9 protein-coding genes are annotated in these 14,938 nt (G+C 71.0%); 4 read left to right on the top strand and 5 right to left on the bottom strand.

What is annotated here, in order from left to right; genetic code table 11:
* Positions 1 to 72 precede the first annotated feature (72 nt).
* Both ACLF5H_RS04045 and ACLF5H_RS04040 read right to left on the bottom strand, forming a co-directional pair.
* The gene (locus ACLF5H_RS04045) at positions 73 to 1,587 is read right to left on the bottom strand and encodes a hypothetical protein (RefSeq protein WP_421674687.1); all 1,515 of its coding nucleotides are present in this window, start codon (positions 1,585 to 1,587) and stop codon (positions 73 to 75) included.
* A gap of 182 nt (positions 1,588 to 1,769) precedes the next feature.
* Positions 1,770 to 6,722 (bottom strand): NAD-glutamate dehydrogenase, encoded by a 4,953-nt coding sequence (locus tag ACLF5H_RS04040; protein WP_421674686.1) that lies wholly within the window; start codon positions 6,720 to 6,722, stop codon positions 1,770 to 1,772.
* Between the two features lie 598 nt (positions 6,723 to 7,320).
* Between ACLF5H_RS04040 and ACLF5H_RS04035 the strand changes: the two genes are divergently transcribed.
* On the top strand, positions 7,321 to 7,887 hold the full coding sequence (locus ACLF5H_RS04035) for a DJ-1/PfpI family protein (RefSeq protein ID WP_421674685.1): 567 nt from the start codon (positions 7,321 to 7,323) through the stop codon (positions 7,885 to 7,887).
* 63 nt (positions 7,888 to 7,950) lie between these two features.
* On the opposite strand, the gene ACLF5H_RS04030 is transcribed toward ACLF5H_RS04035, so the two are convergent.
* Both ACLF5H_RS04030 and ACLF5H_RS04025 read right to left on the bottom strand, forming a co-directional pair.
* A complete protein-coding gene (locus tag ACLF5H_RS04030) occupies positions 7,951 to 8,619 on the bottom strand; it encodes an HAD family hydrolase (protein WP_421674684.1) in 669 nt (222 codons plus the stop codon).
* 58 nt (positions 8,620 to 8,677) lie between these two features.
* Positions 8,678 to 9,181 carry a DUF6912 family protein gene (locus ACLF5H_RS04025; protein ID WP_421674683.1) on the bottom strand — a complete coding sequence of 168 codons (504 nt, stop codon included), beginning with the start codon at positions 9,179 to 9,181 and terminating at the stop codon, positions 8,678 to 8,680.
* A gap of 289 nt (positions 9,182 to 9,470) precedes the next feature.
* On the opposite strand from ACLF5H_RS04025, the gene ACLF5H_RS04020 reads away from it, so the two are divergent.
* Positions 9,471 to 9,974, top strand: coding sequence for an Rv3235 family protein (locus ACLF5H_RS04020; RefSeq protein ID WP_421674682.1), 504 nt, complete (start codon positions 9,471 to 9,473; stop codon positions 9,972 to 9,974).
* Positions 9,975 to 10,070: 96 nt separating this feature from the next.
* Here the strand turns inward: ACLF5H_RS04020 and secA are convergent, their stop codons facing one another.
* Positions 10,071 to 12,884, bottom strand: coding sequence for a preprotein translocase subunit SecA (secA, locus tag ACLF5H_RS04015; RefSeq protein ID WP_421674681.1), 2,814 nt, complete (start codon positions 12,882 to 12,884; stop codon positions 10,071 to 10,073).
* A 253-nt stretch (positions 12,885 to 13,137) separates the two neighbouring features.
* Between secA and ACLF5H_RS04010 the strand changes: the two genes are divergently transcribed.
* Both ACLF5H_RS04010 and ACLF5H_RS04005 read left to right on the top strand, forming a co-directional pair.
* Positions 13,138 to 13,710 carry a GNAT family N-acetyltransferase gene (locus ACLF5H_RS04010; protein ID WP_421674680.1) on the top strand — a complete coding sequence of 191 codons (573 nt, stop codon included), beginning with the start codon at positions 13,138 to 13,140 and terminating at the stop codon, positions 13,708 to 13,710.
* A gap of 48 nt (positions 13,711 to 13,758) precedes the next feature.
* Complete coding sequence (locus ACLF5H_RS04005) at positions 13,759 to 14,934, top strand: winged helix-turn-helix domain-containing protein (protein ID WP_421674679.1); 1,176 nt, start codon at positions 13,759 to 13,761, stop codon at positions 14,932 to 14,934.
* Positions 14,935 to 14,938: the final 4 nt, after the last annotated feature.

Raw genomic sequence — 14,938 nt, 5'->3', positions numbered from 1 at the left:
GCGTGGGCGGCTGCGACTGCGTCGTGGCCGCTCGCGCAGTTCCCCGCGCCCCTTCGGGGCACGGGCCCCAGCTCAGCCCACCACCCGGTACAGCACCTGCTCCCCGGGGCCCGTCGTCACCTTCCGCAGACCGGGTCCGGCCAGGTCCGCCGAGCCCACGACCCACCGCACCCCGTACTCCCGCAGAATCCCCCGCCGCTCCGCCGCGGACGTCCCCGCCGCGAAGAACCGGTCCACCGCGGCGGAGCGCCGCGCGGAATCCCGTAGGAACACATCCGGATATCCCGGCGCCACCGTGTATCCCCCGTACGCCGGAATCTGCCGCGCCGCGATCGTCCGCGCCATCACCACGTCCCCGTACCGCACCCACGGCGTGATCCAGTGATAACCGACCCACGGGATCTGGTACTTGTCGGCGAGCGCCGACGGCAGCGCGGACCTCCCCGTCGCGTACCCGATCGTCCCCGCCTGCCCCCAGAAACCCACCGCCAGCGCGAGCCCGAGCACACACGCCCATCCGGCCCGCACCGCCCGCCGCCCCGCGGACACCACCTCAAGCGCGGCCGCGAGCTGCGCCGGGATCAGGGCGGCGGGCATCGCGCGGCCCCAGGAGTAGTGGCCGGTCAGCCCGCCCGCCGCGACGACCAGGGCGCCCAGCGCGAAGAACAGCGCCAGCGCGTCCCACCGGTCCCGCCGCAGCCGCGGCGCCAGCGCCGCCACGCCCAACAGCACCAGCCCGAACCGCGCGAACAGATGCTGGTAGAGCGACTTGTGGATGGCCTCCAGATCCGCCCCGGCGGAGAACAGCGAGAAGAAGTCGTAGTACGGCCACACCCACAGCAGCACCGCCCCGAGCAGCAGCCCGGCCCCGAGCCGGAGCCACACCTGGCGGCCCGGGCGGGCGGAGAGGACCATGGCCAGCGCGCCGAGCGTGGCGACGACGCCCGTGAACTGGTGGCAGAGCAGGATCAGCGCCCACAGCAGCCCGAGGGCGAGCCACCGCGCCCAGGACGCCCGCTCGCGCAGCGCCCGGGTGAGCCAGGCCCAGAAGTGGAAGCTCAGACCGAGCGCGAACACGCTCGGGTAGGAGATGGTCAGGGCGAGCGAGTGCAGCCCGATGAACCCGCTCCAGTTGAGGACGGCCGTCCCCCACAGCAGCACCAGGCTCAGCAGCGCGAGCGCCGGTGCCGCGCGCTGGGCGCTGAGCGTCCTGACGTACCGCCAGACCCCGGTGACCAGCAGGGTCAGCCCGATCAGCGCCCCGATGCGCAGCACCACGAACACCGACAGGCCACTCACCTTGGCGAGCGCGCCCAGCAGCAGCATCCACGGCGAGTAGTAAGGACTCGGTGTGTCCGCGTCGACCAGCGGATTGCCGGGGTGCAGCAGGCTGTGGCCGAGCCGCTGGATCGTGGCCGCGTGCATGCCGAGGTCACCGATCCACGGCAGCCGGACGATCACCGCCAGCAGCAGCGCCACCACCAGCACCGCGGCCCCCTGCGGCACCGCACGGGCCACCCGCGCGCCGCCACCGGAGGGCTCCGGGGTGCTCAGCTGTTCTTCGAGGTCGGACTGTGCTGCGTGCATTCTGCTGGAACACCCAATCGCGGAAGCCCAGGTAATTACAGCGCAGACCCTATCCGAAACACCCCGATAAGCAGGAAACGGTAAATCCGCCTATCTCCTTTGTACAAAGGACGGCAAGAAAAGGAACGCCCCGGACCGATTCTCCATCGGCCCGGGGCGTTCCGCCCGCTTGCGCGGTATCGCTACGAGTGCGTGCGCAGCAGCGTCCGCATCGTCCGCATCGCCACCGACAGGTTGGCGAGGTCGAAGGCGTCCGAACTGCGGATCTCCTCCAGGGTGGTGCGCGCCCGGCCCAGGATCGGGGCGTTCTTCTGCTCCCAGTCCCCGAACCGCTGCTCCGGCGACGCGGTGCCGTTGCCCGCCGCGAGCACGTCCGCGGTGAGCGCCGCGTGCGCCGCGTAGAGGTCCTCGCGGATGGAGGCGCGGGCCATGGACTGCCAGCGGTCGTTGCGGGGCAGCTCGATGATGCGGTCCATCAGCTGGGTGATGCCGAGGCGGTCGGCGAGGTCGTAGTAGACCTCGGCGACGTCCAGCGGCTCCTTGCCCATGCGGTCGGCCACCGAGACGATGTCGAGCGCCGGGAAGGCGGAGGAGAACCCGGCCACGCGAGTGGCGAGTTCGTCCGGGACGCCGGCCGCGGACAGCTCGTCGTACACGTGCTGGTACCACTCCAGGTCCGCGCCGCGCACCAGCTTGGGCAGCTGCTGCCAGACCTGCTCGACGCGCTCGGCGAAGAACTCCACCGTCTCGGCGAGCTGGAGCGGCTGCGGCCGGTTGTTGAGCAGCCAGCGGGTGCCGCGCTCGATCAGGCGCCGCGAGTGCAGCCGGATGCGGGTCTGCACGGCCGCGTCGACCTGGTTGTCCAGCGCCTCCACCGCGTCCCACACCGGGGCCGAGCAGAAGATCGCGCGGGCCGCGGTCTGGGCGCGGACGATCTCCTCAAGGGAGGCGCCGGTCTCCTCGCGCAGCCGGTGCAGATACGTCGTACCGCCCGTGTTGACCGTGTCGTTGACCAGCACCGTGGTGGTGATCTCGCGGCGCAGCGGGTGGTTGTCGACGGCCTCCGAGAACCGCTCGCGCAGGTCGGACGGGAAGTACGCGTGCAGCAGGCCGCGCAGGTACGGGTCGTCGGGCAGCGAGGTGGCCAGCAGCTCCTCGGCGACCGTGATCTTCGTGTACGCCATGACGACGGCCGTCTCCGGGCCGGTCAGGCCCTGGCCCTGGCCGAGCCGCTCGCGGATCTGGCGGTCGGTGGGCAGGAACTCCAGCGCCCGGTCGAGGTGGCCCTCGCGCACCAGGTGGCGCAGGAAGCGCTGCTGGGCGTGGAGCATGTCCTTGGCCTGGAACAGCGCGTTGGCGAGCGCGGTGTTCTGCGCGTAGTTGTTGCGCAGCACCAGCGCGCCGACCTCGTCGGTCATCCCGGCGAGCAGCTTGTTGCGCTGCTTGACGGTCATGTCACCGTCCGCGACCAGGCCGTTCAGCAGGATCTTGATGTTCACCTCGTGGTCGGAGGTGTCCACGCCGGCGCTGTTGTCGATCGCGTCGGTGTTGATCTTGCCGCCCTGGTGGGCGAACTCGATGCGGCCGAGCTGGGTCAGGCCCAGGTTGCCGCCCTCGCCGACGACCTTCACGCGCAGGTCGGCGCCGTCGACGCGGATGGCGTCGTTGGCCTTGTCGCCGACGTCCGCGTTCGACTCGGCGGACGACTTCACATAGGTGCCGATGCCGCCGTTCCACAGCAGGTCGACCGGCGCCTCCAGGATCGTCTTCATCAGGTCGGCCGGGGTCATCTTGGCGACCTTGGCCTCGATGCCGAGGGCCTCGCGGATGTGCGCGTTGAGCTGGATCGACTTGGCGCTGCGCGGGAAGATCCCGCCGCCGGCCGAGAGCAGCTCGGTGTTGTAGTCGGCCCAGCTGGAGCGGGGCAGCTCGAACAGGCGGCGGCGCTCGGCGTACCCGGTCGCCGCGTCCGGGTTCGGGTCGATGAAGATGTGCCGGTGGTCGAAGGCGGCGACCAGGCGGATGTGCTCGGACAGCAGCATGCCGTTGCCGAACACGTCACCGGACATGTCGCCGATGCCGACGACCGTGAAGTCCTCGGACTGGGTGTCCACGCCCAGCTCGCGGAAGTGCCGCTTGACGGACTCCCAGGCGCCGCGCGCGGTGATGCCCATGCCCTTGTGGTCGTAGCCCGCCGAACCACCGGAGGCGAAGGCGTCGCCGAGCCAGAAGTTGTACTTCTCGGCGACCCCGTTGGCGATGTCGGAGAAGGTGGCAGTGCCCTTGTCGGCCGCGACGACCAGGTAGGTGTCGTCGCCGTCGTGCCGGACCACGTCCTTGGGCGGGACGACCTCGCCGCCGACCATGTTGTCGGTGATGTCCAGCAGCGCCGAGATGAACGTCTTGTAGCTGGCGACGCCCTCCGCGAGCCACGCGTCCCGGTCCTGCGCCGGGTCCGGCAGCTGCTTGGCGACGAAGCCGCCCTTGGCGCCGACCGGCACGATGACGGTGTTCTTCACCATCTGCGCCTTGACCAGGCCGAGGATCTCGGTACGGAAGTCCTCACGCCGGTCGGACCAGCGCAGACCACCGCGCGCGACCTTGCCGAAGCGCAGGTGCACGCCCTCGACCCGCGGCGAGTACACCCAGATCTCGAACGCCGGGCGCGGCGCGGGCAGGTCCGGGATGGCCTGCGGGTCGAACTTCATCGACACGTAGTCGTGGGGGTGGCCGTCGGCGCGGCGCTGGAAGAAGTTGGTCCGCAGGGTCGCCTTGATGACGGTCAGGAAGGAGCGCAGGATGCGGTCCTCGTCCAGGCTCGCCACCTGGTCGAGGGCCGCGTCCAGCTCCTCCAGCAGCGCGTCCGTCAGCTCCAGGCCGGCCCCCTGCCGCTCCGGCGACATCCGCGCCTCGAACAGGGAGACGAGCAGCCGGGTGGTGTGGACGTTGTTGCGGAGGGTGTCCTCCATGTAGTCCTGCGAGAAGGTCGAACCGGCCTGGCGCAGGTACTTGGCGTAGGCGCGCAGCACCATCGCCTCGCGCCAGTTCAGCCCGGCGCTGAGCACGAGGGAGTTGAAGCCGTCGTTCTCCGCGCGGCCGGTCCAGGTCGCGGCGAACGCCTCCTGGAAGCGCTCACGGCCGTCGTCGCCCAGGTGGTCGCCGCCCGCGCCGGCGGGCGACTTGGGGATGCGCAGACCGAAGTCGTAGATCCAGCCGGTGGTGCGGTCCGAGCAGCGCAGCTCGTACGGCCGCTCGTCCACGACCTCGACGCCGATGCGCTGGAGGACCGGCAGCACGGCGGACAGGGAGACGGAGGCGCCCTTGCGGTAGATCTTGAAGCGGCGCTCGTCGGGGGCGGCGCCGACCGGCTCGTACAGGCTCAGCGCGAAGTCGTTGCCCGGCTCCTCGGTCAGCCGCTCCAGGTGCACGAGGTCGGCCACGGCCGCGCGCGGGGTGTGGTCGGCCTTGTAGCCCTCGGGGAAGGCGTTGATGTAGCGGCGCAGCAGCTCGGCGGCGCGCTCCTCGCCCAGCTCGGCGTTGAGCGCCTCGGCGAATCCGTCCGCCCAGGAGCGGGCGGCCTCGACCAGGCGGGACTCGATGCGGTCCTTGTCGGCGTCCGACAGCTCGGGCAGCTCGGTGCCCTGCGGGACACGGACGACGAAGTGCAGCCGGGACAGGATCGACTCGGTGTTCCAGGCGGTGAAGTCGACGTTGGTGCCGCCGAGCTCCTCCTTCAGGATGTCGATGATCCGCAGGCGCACGCCGGTGGTGTAGCGGTCGCGCGGCAGGTAGACGAGGGCCGAGTAGTAGCGGCCGTACTCGTCCTGGCGCAGGTACAGGCGCAGCCGGCGGCGCTCCTGGAGGTAGAGCACGCTGGTGACGATCGCCTGGAGCTCGGCGGCCGGCGTCTGGAACAGCTCGTCGCGCGGGTAGGTCTCCAGGATCTGGAGCAGGTCGCGGCCGTCGTGGCTGTTGGGCGAGAACCCGGCGCGGTCGAGGACCTCGGCGACCTTGCGGCGGATCACCGGGACGCGGCGCACCGACTCGGTGTACGCGGCCGAGGAGAACAGTCCGAGGAAGCGGCGCTCCCCGACGACGTTGCCGTCCTTGTCGAACTTCTTGACGCCGATGTAGTCCAGGTACGACGGCCGGTGCACGGTGGCCCGGCTGTTCGCCTTGGTCAGCACCAGCAGCTTGTGCTCGCGGGCCTTGGCGCGGGCGTCGGCCGGCAGCCGCTCGAAGGAGGGGCTGACCGGGTGCTGGTCGTCCTCGGCGTGCTGCGGGTCGGAGCGCAGGATGCCGAGGCCGGTGCCGGGCACGGCGGCCAGGGTGTCGTCACCGCGCAGTTCGTACTCGCGGAAGCCCAGGAAGGTGAAGTGGTCGGTGGCGAGCCAGCGCAGCAGCTCGCGGGCCTCCTCCACCTCGGCCTTCGGCAGGTCGGCGGGGACCGGCTCGCTCTCCAGCTCGCCGGCGACCCGGGCCGCCGCCTCCCGCATCTTGTCCCAGTCCTCGACGGCCTCGCGGACGTCGGAGAGCACGCGCAGCAGGTCGGAGGTGATCTGCTTGAGGTCGGCGCGGTCGGTCTCGCGGTCGATCTCGACGTGGATCCACGACTCGACGTGCGCGTCGTGCGGCAGCTCGGCGGAGGGGGCCGGGGTCGGCAGGATCTCCAGCAGCTTGCCGGTGAGGTCGCGGCGGACCACGAACTGGGGGTGGATCACGACATGGATGCCGCGCCCGCCCCGGGTCAGCTCATTGGTGACGGAGTCGACCAGGAACGGCATGTCGTCGGTCACGACCTCGACGACCGTGTGGCTGCACGTCCAGCCGTTCTCCTCGACCGTCGGGGTGTGCACCCGGACGTTCGCGGTGCCCTGGGGGCGGTTCTCGGCGAGACGGTAGTGCGAGACCGCGGCGCCGAAGGCGTCCACCGGGTCGCGGTCGGCGAGGTCTTCCGGTGCGGTGTGCAGGTAGTAGCGCTGGAGGAACGCGAGGGTTGACTCACTGTCCGGGGTGTCCGGGGAGCCCTCGCCCGTCGACCCGGTCGGTAGGTTCCCCCCGACCGGGCTGTTCTCAGCTACCCGAGCGGCCCGTTCGAGCATCTCGGCCTTGGCTTCGTCCAGCTTGGTCTGCATTGTCCTCTGGCTCCTGTCGCGCGCCGTTGCGTGACGTAGAAGGAAGTACTGGCTCTTCCCCTGCGGCTCGACGCCACGGCCCGGAGTTTCCGGTCCGTTCCGACGCTATGCCGACAGGTGAGATGAGCGGGGGGTATTCGGCCATTTCCGACACGACCACGGGATGTGACGCTGCTCTCGGCACCGTCGTGTTCCGGGCCGGCCTCGGCGTCCTGGGGGCTGCGGCGCCCCCGTCCCGCCCGCGCGGACCAGCGACCGCCGCCCGGTCACGGAGGTCCTCCGTGCAACCCGGGCGCAGGGCGGGAGCCTGATCGCTCCCGCGAGCTATCGCGCTGATCACGCCACAAGGCTATCGCCCCTGACCCCGGAACCGTCATGAGCCGTATGTGTACAAAACAGGGGGTCAAAGTTTGACGTTCTGCACAGCACCGGGGGCCGCCCGGGTGGCGTAACCGGATTCGGCCAGGTGAGAGGCGGGGTGGGGTAGCGGCCCCGCGTCTTCCGCCGCACCCTGAGAGCTACGACCCCGGGGGACCGGCCGAGGAGTCCGTCCCCGTCCGTCCCTGTCCGTCCCCGTCTGTCCCGGAGGAGCGCCGACATGCCCGCGAAGATCCTCATCGTCACCGGCGACGCCGCGGAGTCCCTGGAGGTCATGTACCCCTACCAGCGCCTGCGCGAGGAGGGCTACGACGTCGACATCGCGGCCCCCTCCCGCAAGACGCTGCGCTTCGTGGTGCACGACTTCGAGCCCGGCTACGACACGTACACCGAGAAACCCGGGTACACCTGGCCGGCCGACCTCGCCTTCGCCGAGGTGGACCCCGGCGCGTACGCCGCCCTCGTCATCCCCGGCGGCCGGGCCCCCGAGTATCTGCGCAACGACCCCGAGCTGCGCAAGATCCTCAAGGCCTTCTTCGACGCGGACAAGCCGGTCGCCCAGATCTGCCACGGACCGCTGCTCACCGCCGCGATCGACACCCTGCGCGGCCGCCGCGTCACGGCCTATCCGGCCCTGGAACCGGACATGCAGGCCGCGGGCGCGAGCTTCCAGGACACGGAGACGGTGACGGACGGCACACTGGTCTCCGCGCGTGCCTGGCCGGACCACCCATCCTGGATGCGGGAGTTCATCAAGGTGCTGCGGGCGAAGGCGCCGGTGAGCTGAGACCCGCGGGGGCTCCTCACAGGGCTGTTCGCCGCGCGGCCTCACACGGCCGTTCGCGGGACCTCACACGGCTATTCGCTGTGCGACCTCCACCGCCTCCGCCAGCGTGTCCACCACCGGGACGCCGACCTCCTCCAGGCTGGCCCTGCTGTGCGACCCCCCGGTGTACAGCACCGCCCCGGCCCCCACATGCCTCGCCGCGACCGCGTCGTCCGCCGCGTCCCCGATCACCACGGTCCGCCCCGGCTCGACCGCCCCCGTGAGCCGCGACAGATGCCGCACCATGTGCTCCGCCTTGCTCCCCCCGGACGGCCCCGTCCGCCCGTCGACGCGCACGAAATGCTCCTCGATCCCGAACCCCCGCACGAGCGGCACCAGTTCCTCGTGTCCGTACATGCTCAGCAGCGACTGGCTGTGCCCCGCCGTCCGCCAGCCGCGGAGCAGCTCCGCCGCCCCGTCGGTCAGCACGCACTCGGCCCGCCGCTCCGTGTACCGCTGATGGAACGTCCCGTCCATCAGCTCCCACTCGGCCTGGCTCGGCAGCCGCCCCATCAGCCGCTCGTAGAACTTGGGCACCGGCACGCAGTACAGCGCGCGGTACTGCTCCAGCGTGATCGGCGCCAGACCCAGCTCCGCGAAGGCGGCGTTGGTCGCCTCGATGATCGCCTCGTTGTCATGGAACAGCGTGCCGTTCCAGTCCCAGACGATGTGCGCGCGTGCGTGCTTCCCCATGCCCAAGACCGTACCCGCCCCCACTGACAATCCCCCGGGGGCGGCCGATCCTGCCTGGTCAGCGGCGCCCGAGGAGGTTGGGCAGCTCCTGTGTGGCGAACCACAGCAGCTCGTGGTCCTCCGCCTCGTCCACGACGCTCTGCGCGGCCTCGTCCCCGCCGTCCGCCGCCGCCAGCGCCCGCGCGGCCTCCGTCACGTCCCGCTCGGCGTCGTCGGCGTCGGCGTGGACCGCCGCCGCCTTGGCGAGCGGCACCGTCACCCGCACGGTCACCTCGCCCGGCTCGGCCCCGCTGTCGGACGCGGCCACGACCGCGCCGTCGGCCACGTCCACGGCCACCACGATCCGGCGCCGCGGCGCGTCCTCGTCGGCCGCGAGCAGGCGCAGGGAGGCCAGCGCGGCCCGGCCGAGCGCGGCGTACTCGAGTTCCTCGACGTCGTCGGAGCGGTACCAGGCGCGCAGGGCGGGCGTGACGGCGTACCCGGCGAAGGGGCCCGCCCCCAGCTCACCCGACCTGTGCGCCTCGGCGAGACCGGGGAGGGTCAGGGGGACGTAGACGCGCATGCTCGCCGCTCTTTTCCTGGTCGTTCCGGGGGGCTTCAGGATACGTGTGGCTGTCCCCTTTCGAGTCCCTGCCCACACCCCGTAAATGTCAGCCCCGTACGTCGTACTTCACCCGGTGCACCCGCGTGATCTCGGGGCTCAGCCCTCTGTCCATCCTCCCGGAGGGTGAATCCCCTGGCCCCCTCGCCACCACCGCCCACGTCCTTGCCGCGCGGCCCCCGGCCCCGTACAAGATCCCCACCACCTAGTTACCGCCCGGTATCCCCCGGGCCGTCGAACGGGGACCCCCATGAACAAGGTCATGAGCCGCACCCCTCACCCCCGCCCCCGGCACCGCCCGCCGACCCGCCACGACACCCGCCGCCCCGCCCCGGGCCCACGCCGGGCATCCGCCGAGGGCCGTACGACCGCCGCCCGCACGGCGCGCCCCCAGCCGCCCCGTACGGCCCCTCTGGAGCCCGCCCGGCCCACTCGCCCCACCGACCTCTTCGCGGACCGTCTGGTGGCCGTCCTCAGCGGTCAGCGCCCGGTCCACTGGATGCTCCGCCACACCGCGGGCCGCGCCTACGACGACCTGGCCCGCCTCGCCGCCGACGGGCCCCTGCGCACGCGGGGCACCCGCCCGGTCGTCCACGACATCGGCTACTACGTCGCCGGCGAGGGCGCGCTGGAGGTCTTCGCCCGCATCGCCGCGGGCAGCCGGCTCCGCGCCCTCGCCTTCCGCCTCGAACGGGGCGCGGACCTGCGCTGGCGCTGCACAGCGGTGGAAACGGGCCCGCGGTCTGCGCCGTAAGCAGACGGGCGCCGCTGGGCCCCGCACCCGGCGGCGACCGGAGACGCGAAAGGGGCCGGGCTCCAAAGGAACCCGGCCCCCCTCACGGAGTGCGCGTCACTTCTTGCGACGCCGTCCGCCCTTCGCCTGCTTACGCCGCTCCGCCCGCGTCAGCCCGTCCGACTCGGACCGCACCGGCCCGTCGTCCTCCAGGTCGCGCTCGACGATGCCGCCCTCGCCGTCCACCGTCGGCGCGGAGAAGTGCAGATCCCGGCGCTGCGGAACATCGAGCCCCTTGGCGCGGATCTCCGGGCGCCCCGCACCGGCCTGCGCCGGCACCGCGTCCTCGGCACCCTCGCCGACCTGCTCGGCCGCCTCGACCGGCACCTCCTCGACCTGCTGCTCGACCTGGACCTCCAGGTTGAACAGGTAGCCGACGGACTCCTCCTTGATGCCCTCCATCATCGCGGTGAACATGTCGAAGCCCTCGCGCTGGTACTCGACCAGCGGGTCCTTCTGGGCCATCGCGCGCAGGCCGATGCCCTCCTGGAGGTAGTCCATCTCGTAGAGGTGCTCGCGCCACTTGCGGTCGAGGACCGACAGCACGACCCGCCGCTCCAGCTCACGCATGATCTCGGAGCCGAGCTGACCCTCACGGGCCTCGTACTGCTGGTGGATGTCCTCCTTGATGGACTCCGAGATGAACTCGGCGGTCAGACCGGCACGGTCACCGGCCGCCTCCTCCAGCTCCTCCACGGTGACCTTCACCGGGTAGAGCTGCCTGAAGGCGCCCCACAGCCGCTCCAGGTCCCAGTCCTCCGGGAAGCCCTCGGCGGTCTCCGCGGCGACGTACGCGTCGATCGTGTCGTCCATGAAGTGCTGGATCTGCTCGTGCAGGTCCTCGCCCTCCAGCACGCGCCGGCGCTCGCCGTAGATGACCTCGCGCTGGCGGTTGAGCACCTCGTCGTACTTCAGGACGTTCTTACGCGTCTCGAAGTTCTGCTGCTCGACCTGCGACTGCGCGGAGGCGATCGCGCGGGTGACCATCTTGTTCTCGATCGGCACGTCGTCCGGCACGTTCGCCATGGACATCACGCGCTCGACCATCTGGGCCTTGAACAGGCGCATCAGGTCGTCGCCGAGGGAGAGGTAGAAGCGGGACTCGCCGGGGTCGCCCTGACGGCCGGAACGACCGCGCAGCTGGTTGTCGATACGCCGCGACTCGTGCCGCTCGGTACCGAGGACGTACAGGCCGCCGAGGTCCTCGACCTCGTCCTTCTCCGCCTTGACGGCCTGCTCGGCCTTCTCCAGGGCGGCGGGCAGCGCCGCGGCCCACTCCTCGATGTGCTCCTCGGGGTCGAGGCCGCGCTGGCGCAGCTCCGCCTCGGCGAGGTCCTCGGGGTTGCCGCCGAGCTTGATGTCGGTACCGCGGCCGGCCATGTTGGTGGCGACCGTGACGGCACCCTTGCGGCCGGCCTGGGCGACGATCGACGCCTCACGCTCGTGGTGCTTGGCGTTCAGCACCTCGTGCTGGATGCCGCGCTTGCTGAGCTGCTGCGAGAGGTACTCGGACTTCTCGACCGAGGTGGTGCCGACGAGGATCGGCTGGCCCTTCTCGTGCTTCTCGGCGATGTCGTCGACGACCGCCTCGAACTTGGCCACCTCGGTGCGGTAGATCAGGTCCGACTGGTCCATCCGCACCATCGGCTTGTTGGTCGGGATGGGGACCACGCCGAGCTTGTAGATCTGGTGGAACTCGGCGGCCTCGGTCATCGCCGTACCGGTCATGCCGGAGAGCTTGCTGTAGAGGCGGAAGAAGTTCTGGAGGGTGATGGTGGCGAGGGTCTGGTTCTCGTCCTTGATGTCCACCCCTTCCTTCGCCTCGATCGCCTGGTGCATGCCCTCGTTGTAGCGGCGGCCGGCGAGGATACGGCCGGTGTGCTCGTCGACGATCATGACCTCGCCGTCGATGACGACGTAGTCCTTGTCCTTCTTGAACAGTTCCTTCGCCTTGATGGCGTTGTTCAGGTAGCCGACGAGCGGGGTGTTCACCGACTCGTAGAGGTTGTCGATGCCCAGCCAGTCCTCGACCTTGCTGACACCGGACTCGTGGATGGCGACCGTGCGCTTCTTCTCGTCCACGTCGTAGTCGCCGGTTTCCTCGACGCCCTTGAGCGGGTTTCCGGCCTCGCCCTTCTTCAGGCGCAGGACGAGCTTGGCGAAGTCGCCGTACCACTTGGTGGCCTGGTCGGCCGGGCCGGAGATGATCAGCGGCGTACGGGCCTCGTCCACGAGGATGGAGTCGACCTCGTCCACGATGGCGAAGTTGTGGCCGCGCTGCACCAGTTCGTCCTGCGACCACGCCATGTTGTCGCGCAGGTAGTCGAAGCCGAACTCGTTGTTGGTGCCGTAGGTGATGTCGCAGCCGTACTGCTCGCGGCGCTGGGCCGGCGTCATGTTGGCGAGGATCACGCCGACGTCGAGGCCCAGGAACTTGTGGACGCGACCCATCATCTCGGAGTCGCGCTCGGCCAGGTAGTCATTGACCGTGACGATGTGGACACCGTCGCCGGACAGCGCGTTCAGGTACGCGGGCAGGGTGCCGACGAGGGTCTTGCCCTCGCCGGTCTTCATCTCGGCCACATAGCCGAGGTGGAGCGCGGCGCCACCCATCATCTGCACGTCGTAGTGACGCTGGCCGAGGACGCGCTTGGCGGCCTCGCGGACGGTGGCGAACGCCTCGGGGAGCAGGTCGTCCAGGCTCTCACCATCGGCGTACCGCTGCTTGTACTCCTCGGTGAGGGCCCGCAGCTCGGCGTCGGAGAGGTCGACGAAGTCCTCTTCGATGGAGTTGACCTGGTCCGCGATGCGGTGCAGCTTGCGCAGGATCTTGCCTTCGCCTGCACGCATGATCTTCGAGAGGACGGACACGGGGGCTGGTCTCCTTGCCGGTCGGGCCTGGGACGGTCGGGTTTCCATGTGACGTACTGAGCAACGGCCATCGTATGCGAGGACCCCGCCGCGCCGGGAGTGCCTGGTGCCCCGGCCGCTGCTTCACAGGAACAACGGACGGGATATGCGGATAGTGCCGCATCGGCGCAGGGATTTGTGCGAAATGTGATCGCGCGCTCACGGATCGCGGAAATCGATGGCCCTTGCGGGGTGGTACGAGCAGAATCGCCCGATGGAACCCGTCACGCTCACCACCGGCCGTCTTCGTCTGCGCGCCGTCGGACCGGCCGACACCGAGGCCGTGCACGAGGCCGCCCAGGACCCGGACATCCAGCGCTGGACCACGATCCCGTCCCCGTACCTGCCCGAGCACGCGCGCGGCTTCACGCACGAGACGGTCCCGGGCGGCTGGGTCCACGGCGCGATGTTCACCTGGGGGATCTTCCTCACCGGCGGGGAGCTGGCCGGCATGCTCAGCCTGACCATGCGCGCCCCCGCCGCCGCGGAGGTCGGCTTCTGGGCCACCAAGGAGCACCGCGGCCTCGGCTACGTCACCGAGGCCGTGCTCGCCGCCTGCCGCTGGATCTTCACCGACCTGGGCGTCGACCGGGTCGAGTGGCGCGCCGAGGTGGGCAACCACGGCTCGCGCGGGGTCGCCGAACGCGCGGGCTTCACCCTGGAGGGCACCCTGCGCTCCGCCATCGACAACAAGGGGGTGCGCCGGGACTGCTGGATCGCCTCCCTGCTGCCCTCGGACCTCGGTCTGCCGTCCACCGCCCCCTATCTGCCCGGGCCGGTTCGGTAAACCGCAGCTCAGGACGGGTTGTCAGTGGCGCCCTCTATCGTCCGGGGCATGACGACCCTGCCGCGCCCGACCCTCACACTCACCGCGGACGACGCCCGCCGTATCGCCCTGCGGGCCCAGGGCCTGCTGGGCGCGCCCGACCGGCGGGCCGGGGTGCGCGGGGTGCTGCGCCACCTCGGCGCGGTCCAGCTCGACACGATCTCGGTCCTCGCCCGGTCGCACGAACTGGTGCCGTACGCCCGTCTCGGCGCCGTCGGCCGCACCGCGGTGGAGGACGCCTACTGGAAGGACACACACGCCTTCGAGTACTGGTCGCACGCCGCCTGTCTGCTGCCCGTCGAGGAGTGGCCGCACTTCGCCTTCCGCCGCCGCGCCTACCGCAGCCGCCCGCACTGGAACCACGAACTCCCGGACGGGGTCTACGAACAGGTCGTCAAGCAGCTGCGCACCGAGGGCCCGCTGACCGCGACGGAGCTGGGCGGCGCGAAGCGCACCAGCGAGTGGTGGGACTGGTCCGGCACCAAGGTCGCGGTCGAAAGGGCGCTGATGTACGGCGAGGTGGTGTGCGTCGAACGCCGCGGCTGGAAGCGGGTGTACGACCTCGCCGAGCGCGCCGTCCCCACCGCGCTGCTGCACGACGAGCTGGACGACGCCGAGTGCCTGCGCCGCCTGGTCCGGCTGGCCGGCGAGTCCCTGGGGGTGGGCACCCGCTCGGACATCGCCGACTATCACCGGCTGAAGGGCGAGCAGGTGGACGCGGTGCTCGCGGACTCGGGTCTGGTGCCGGTCGAGGTGGCGGGCTGGGGCAGGCCCGCCTGGGCGGATCCGGCGGCCCTGGCGACCCCGCCGCGCGGCCGCCACCGCACCACCCTGCTCTCGCCGTTCGACTCGCTGATCTGGGAACGGGCGCGCACGGAACGGATCTTCGGCTTCACCCACCGCCTGGAGGCGTACACCCCCAAGCCCAAGCGGGTGTACGGCTACTTCGCCATGCCGGTGCTCGCGGGCGGCCGCCTCGTCGGGCGTGTCGACCCGGCCCGGGAGGGCCGCACCCTGGTGGCCCGGCAGGTCACCCTGGACGGCCCCAGGGCGGTCCCCGCGGTCGCCCAGGCCCTGCTGGAGGCCGCCACCTGGGTGAACTGCACGAACATCCGGGTGGAGCGCGTGGACGACCCCGCACTGCGCGGACCGCTCACCGCGGAACTCGCCCGCGCCCTCGGCTGAGGGC

It is taken from the genome of Streptomyces sp. LaBMicrA B280, assembly GCF_049222185.1.
GTDB classification, from domain to species: domain Bacteria; phylum Actinomycetota; class Actinomycetes; order Streptomycetales; family Streptomycetaceae; genus Streptomyces; species Streptomyces murinus.
Note: the sequence above shows the minus strand (reverse complement) of the source record. Positions and strands in the feature narration are given on the sequence as shown.

Coding starts and splice junctions, on each gene's coding strand:
- ACLF5H_RS04040 (WP_421674686.1), bottom strand. CDS start 6,722: ATGCAGACCAAGCTGGACGAAGCCAAGGCCGAGATGCTCGAACGGGCC.
- ACLF5H_RS04025 (WP_421674683.1), bottom strand. CDS start 9,181: ATGCGCGTCTACGTCCCCCTGACCCTCCCCGGTCTCGCCGAGGCGCAC.
- ACLF5H_RS04020 (WP_421674682.1), top strand. CDS start 9,471: ATGAACAAGGTCATGAGCCGCACCCCTCACCCCCGCCCCCGGCACCGC.
- ACLF5H_RS04045 (WP_421674687.1), bottom strand. CDS start 1,587: ATGCACGCAGCACAGTCCGACCTCGAAGAACAGCTGAGCACCCCGGAG.
- ACLF5H_RS04030 (WP_421674684.1), bottom strand. CDS start 8,619: ATGGGGAAGCACGCACGCGCGCACATCGTCTGGGACTGGAACGGCACG.
- ACLF5H_RS04035 (WP_421674685.1), top strand. CDS start 7,321: ATGCCCGCGAAGATCCTCATCGTCACCGGCGACGCCGCGGAGTCCCTG.
- ACLF5H_RS04010 (WP_421674680.1), top strand. CDS start 13,138: ATGGAACCCGTCACGCTCACCACCGGCCGTCTTCGTCTGCGCGCCGTC.
- ACLF5H_RS04005 (WP_421674679.1), top strand. CDS start 13,759: ATGACGACCCTGCCGCGCCCGACCCTCACACTCACCGCGGACGACGCC.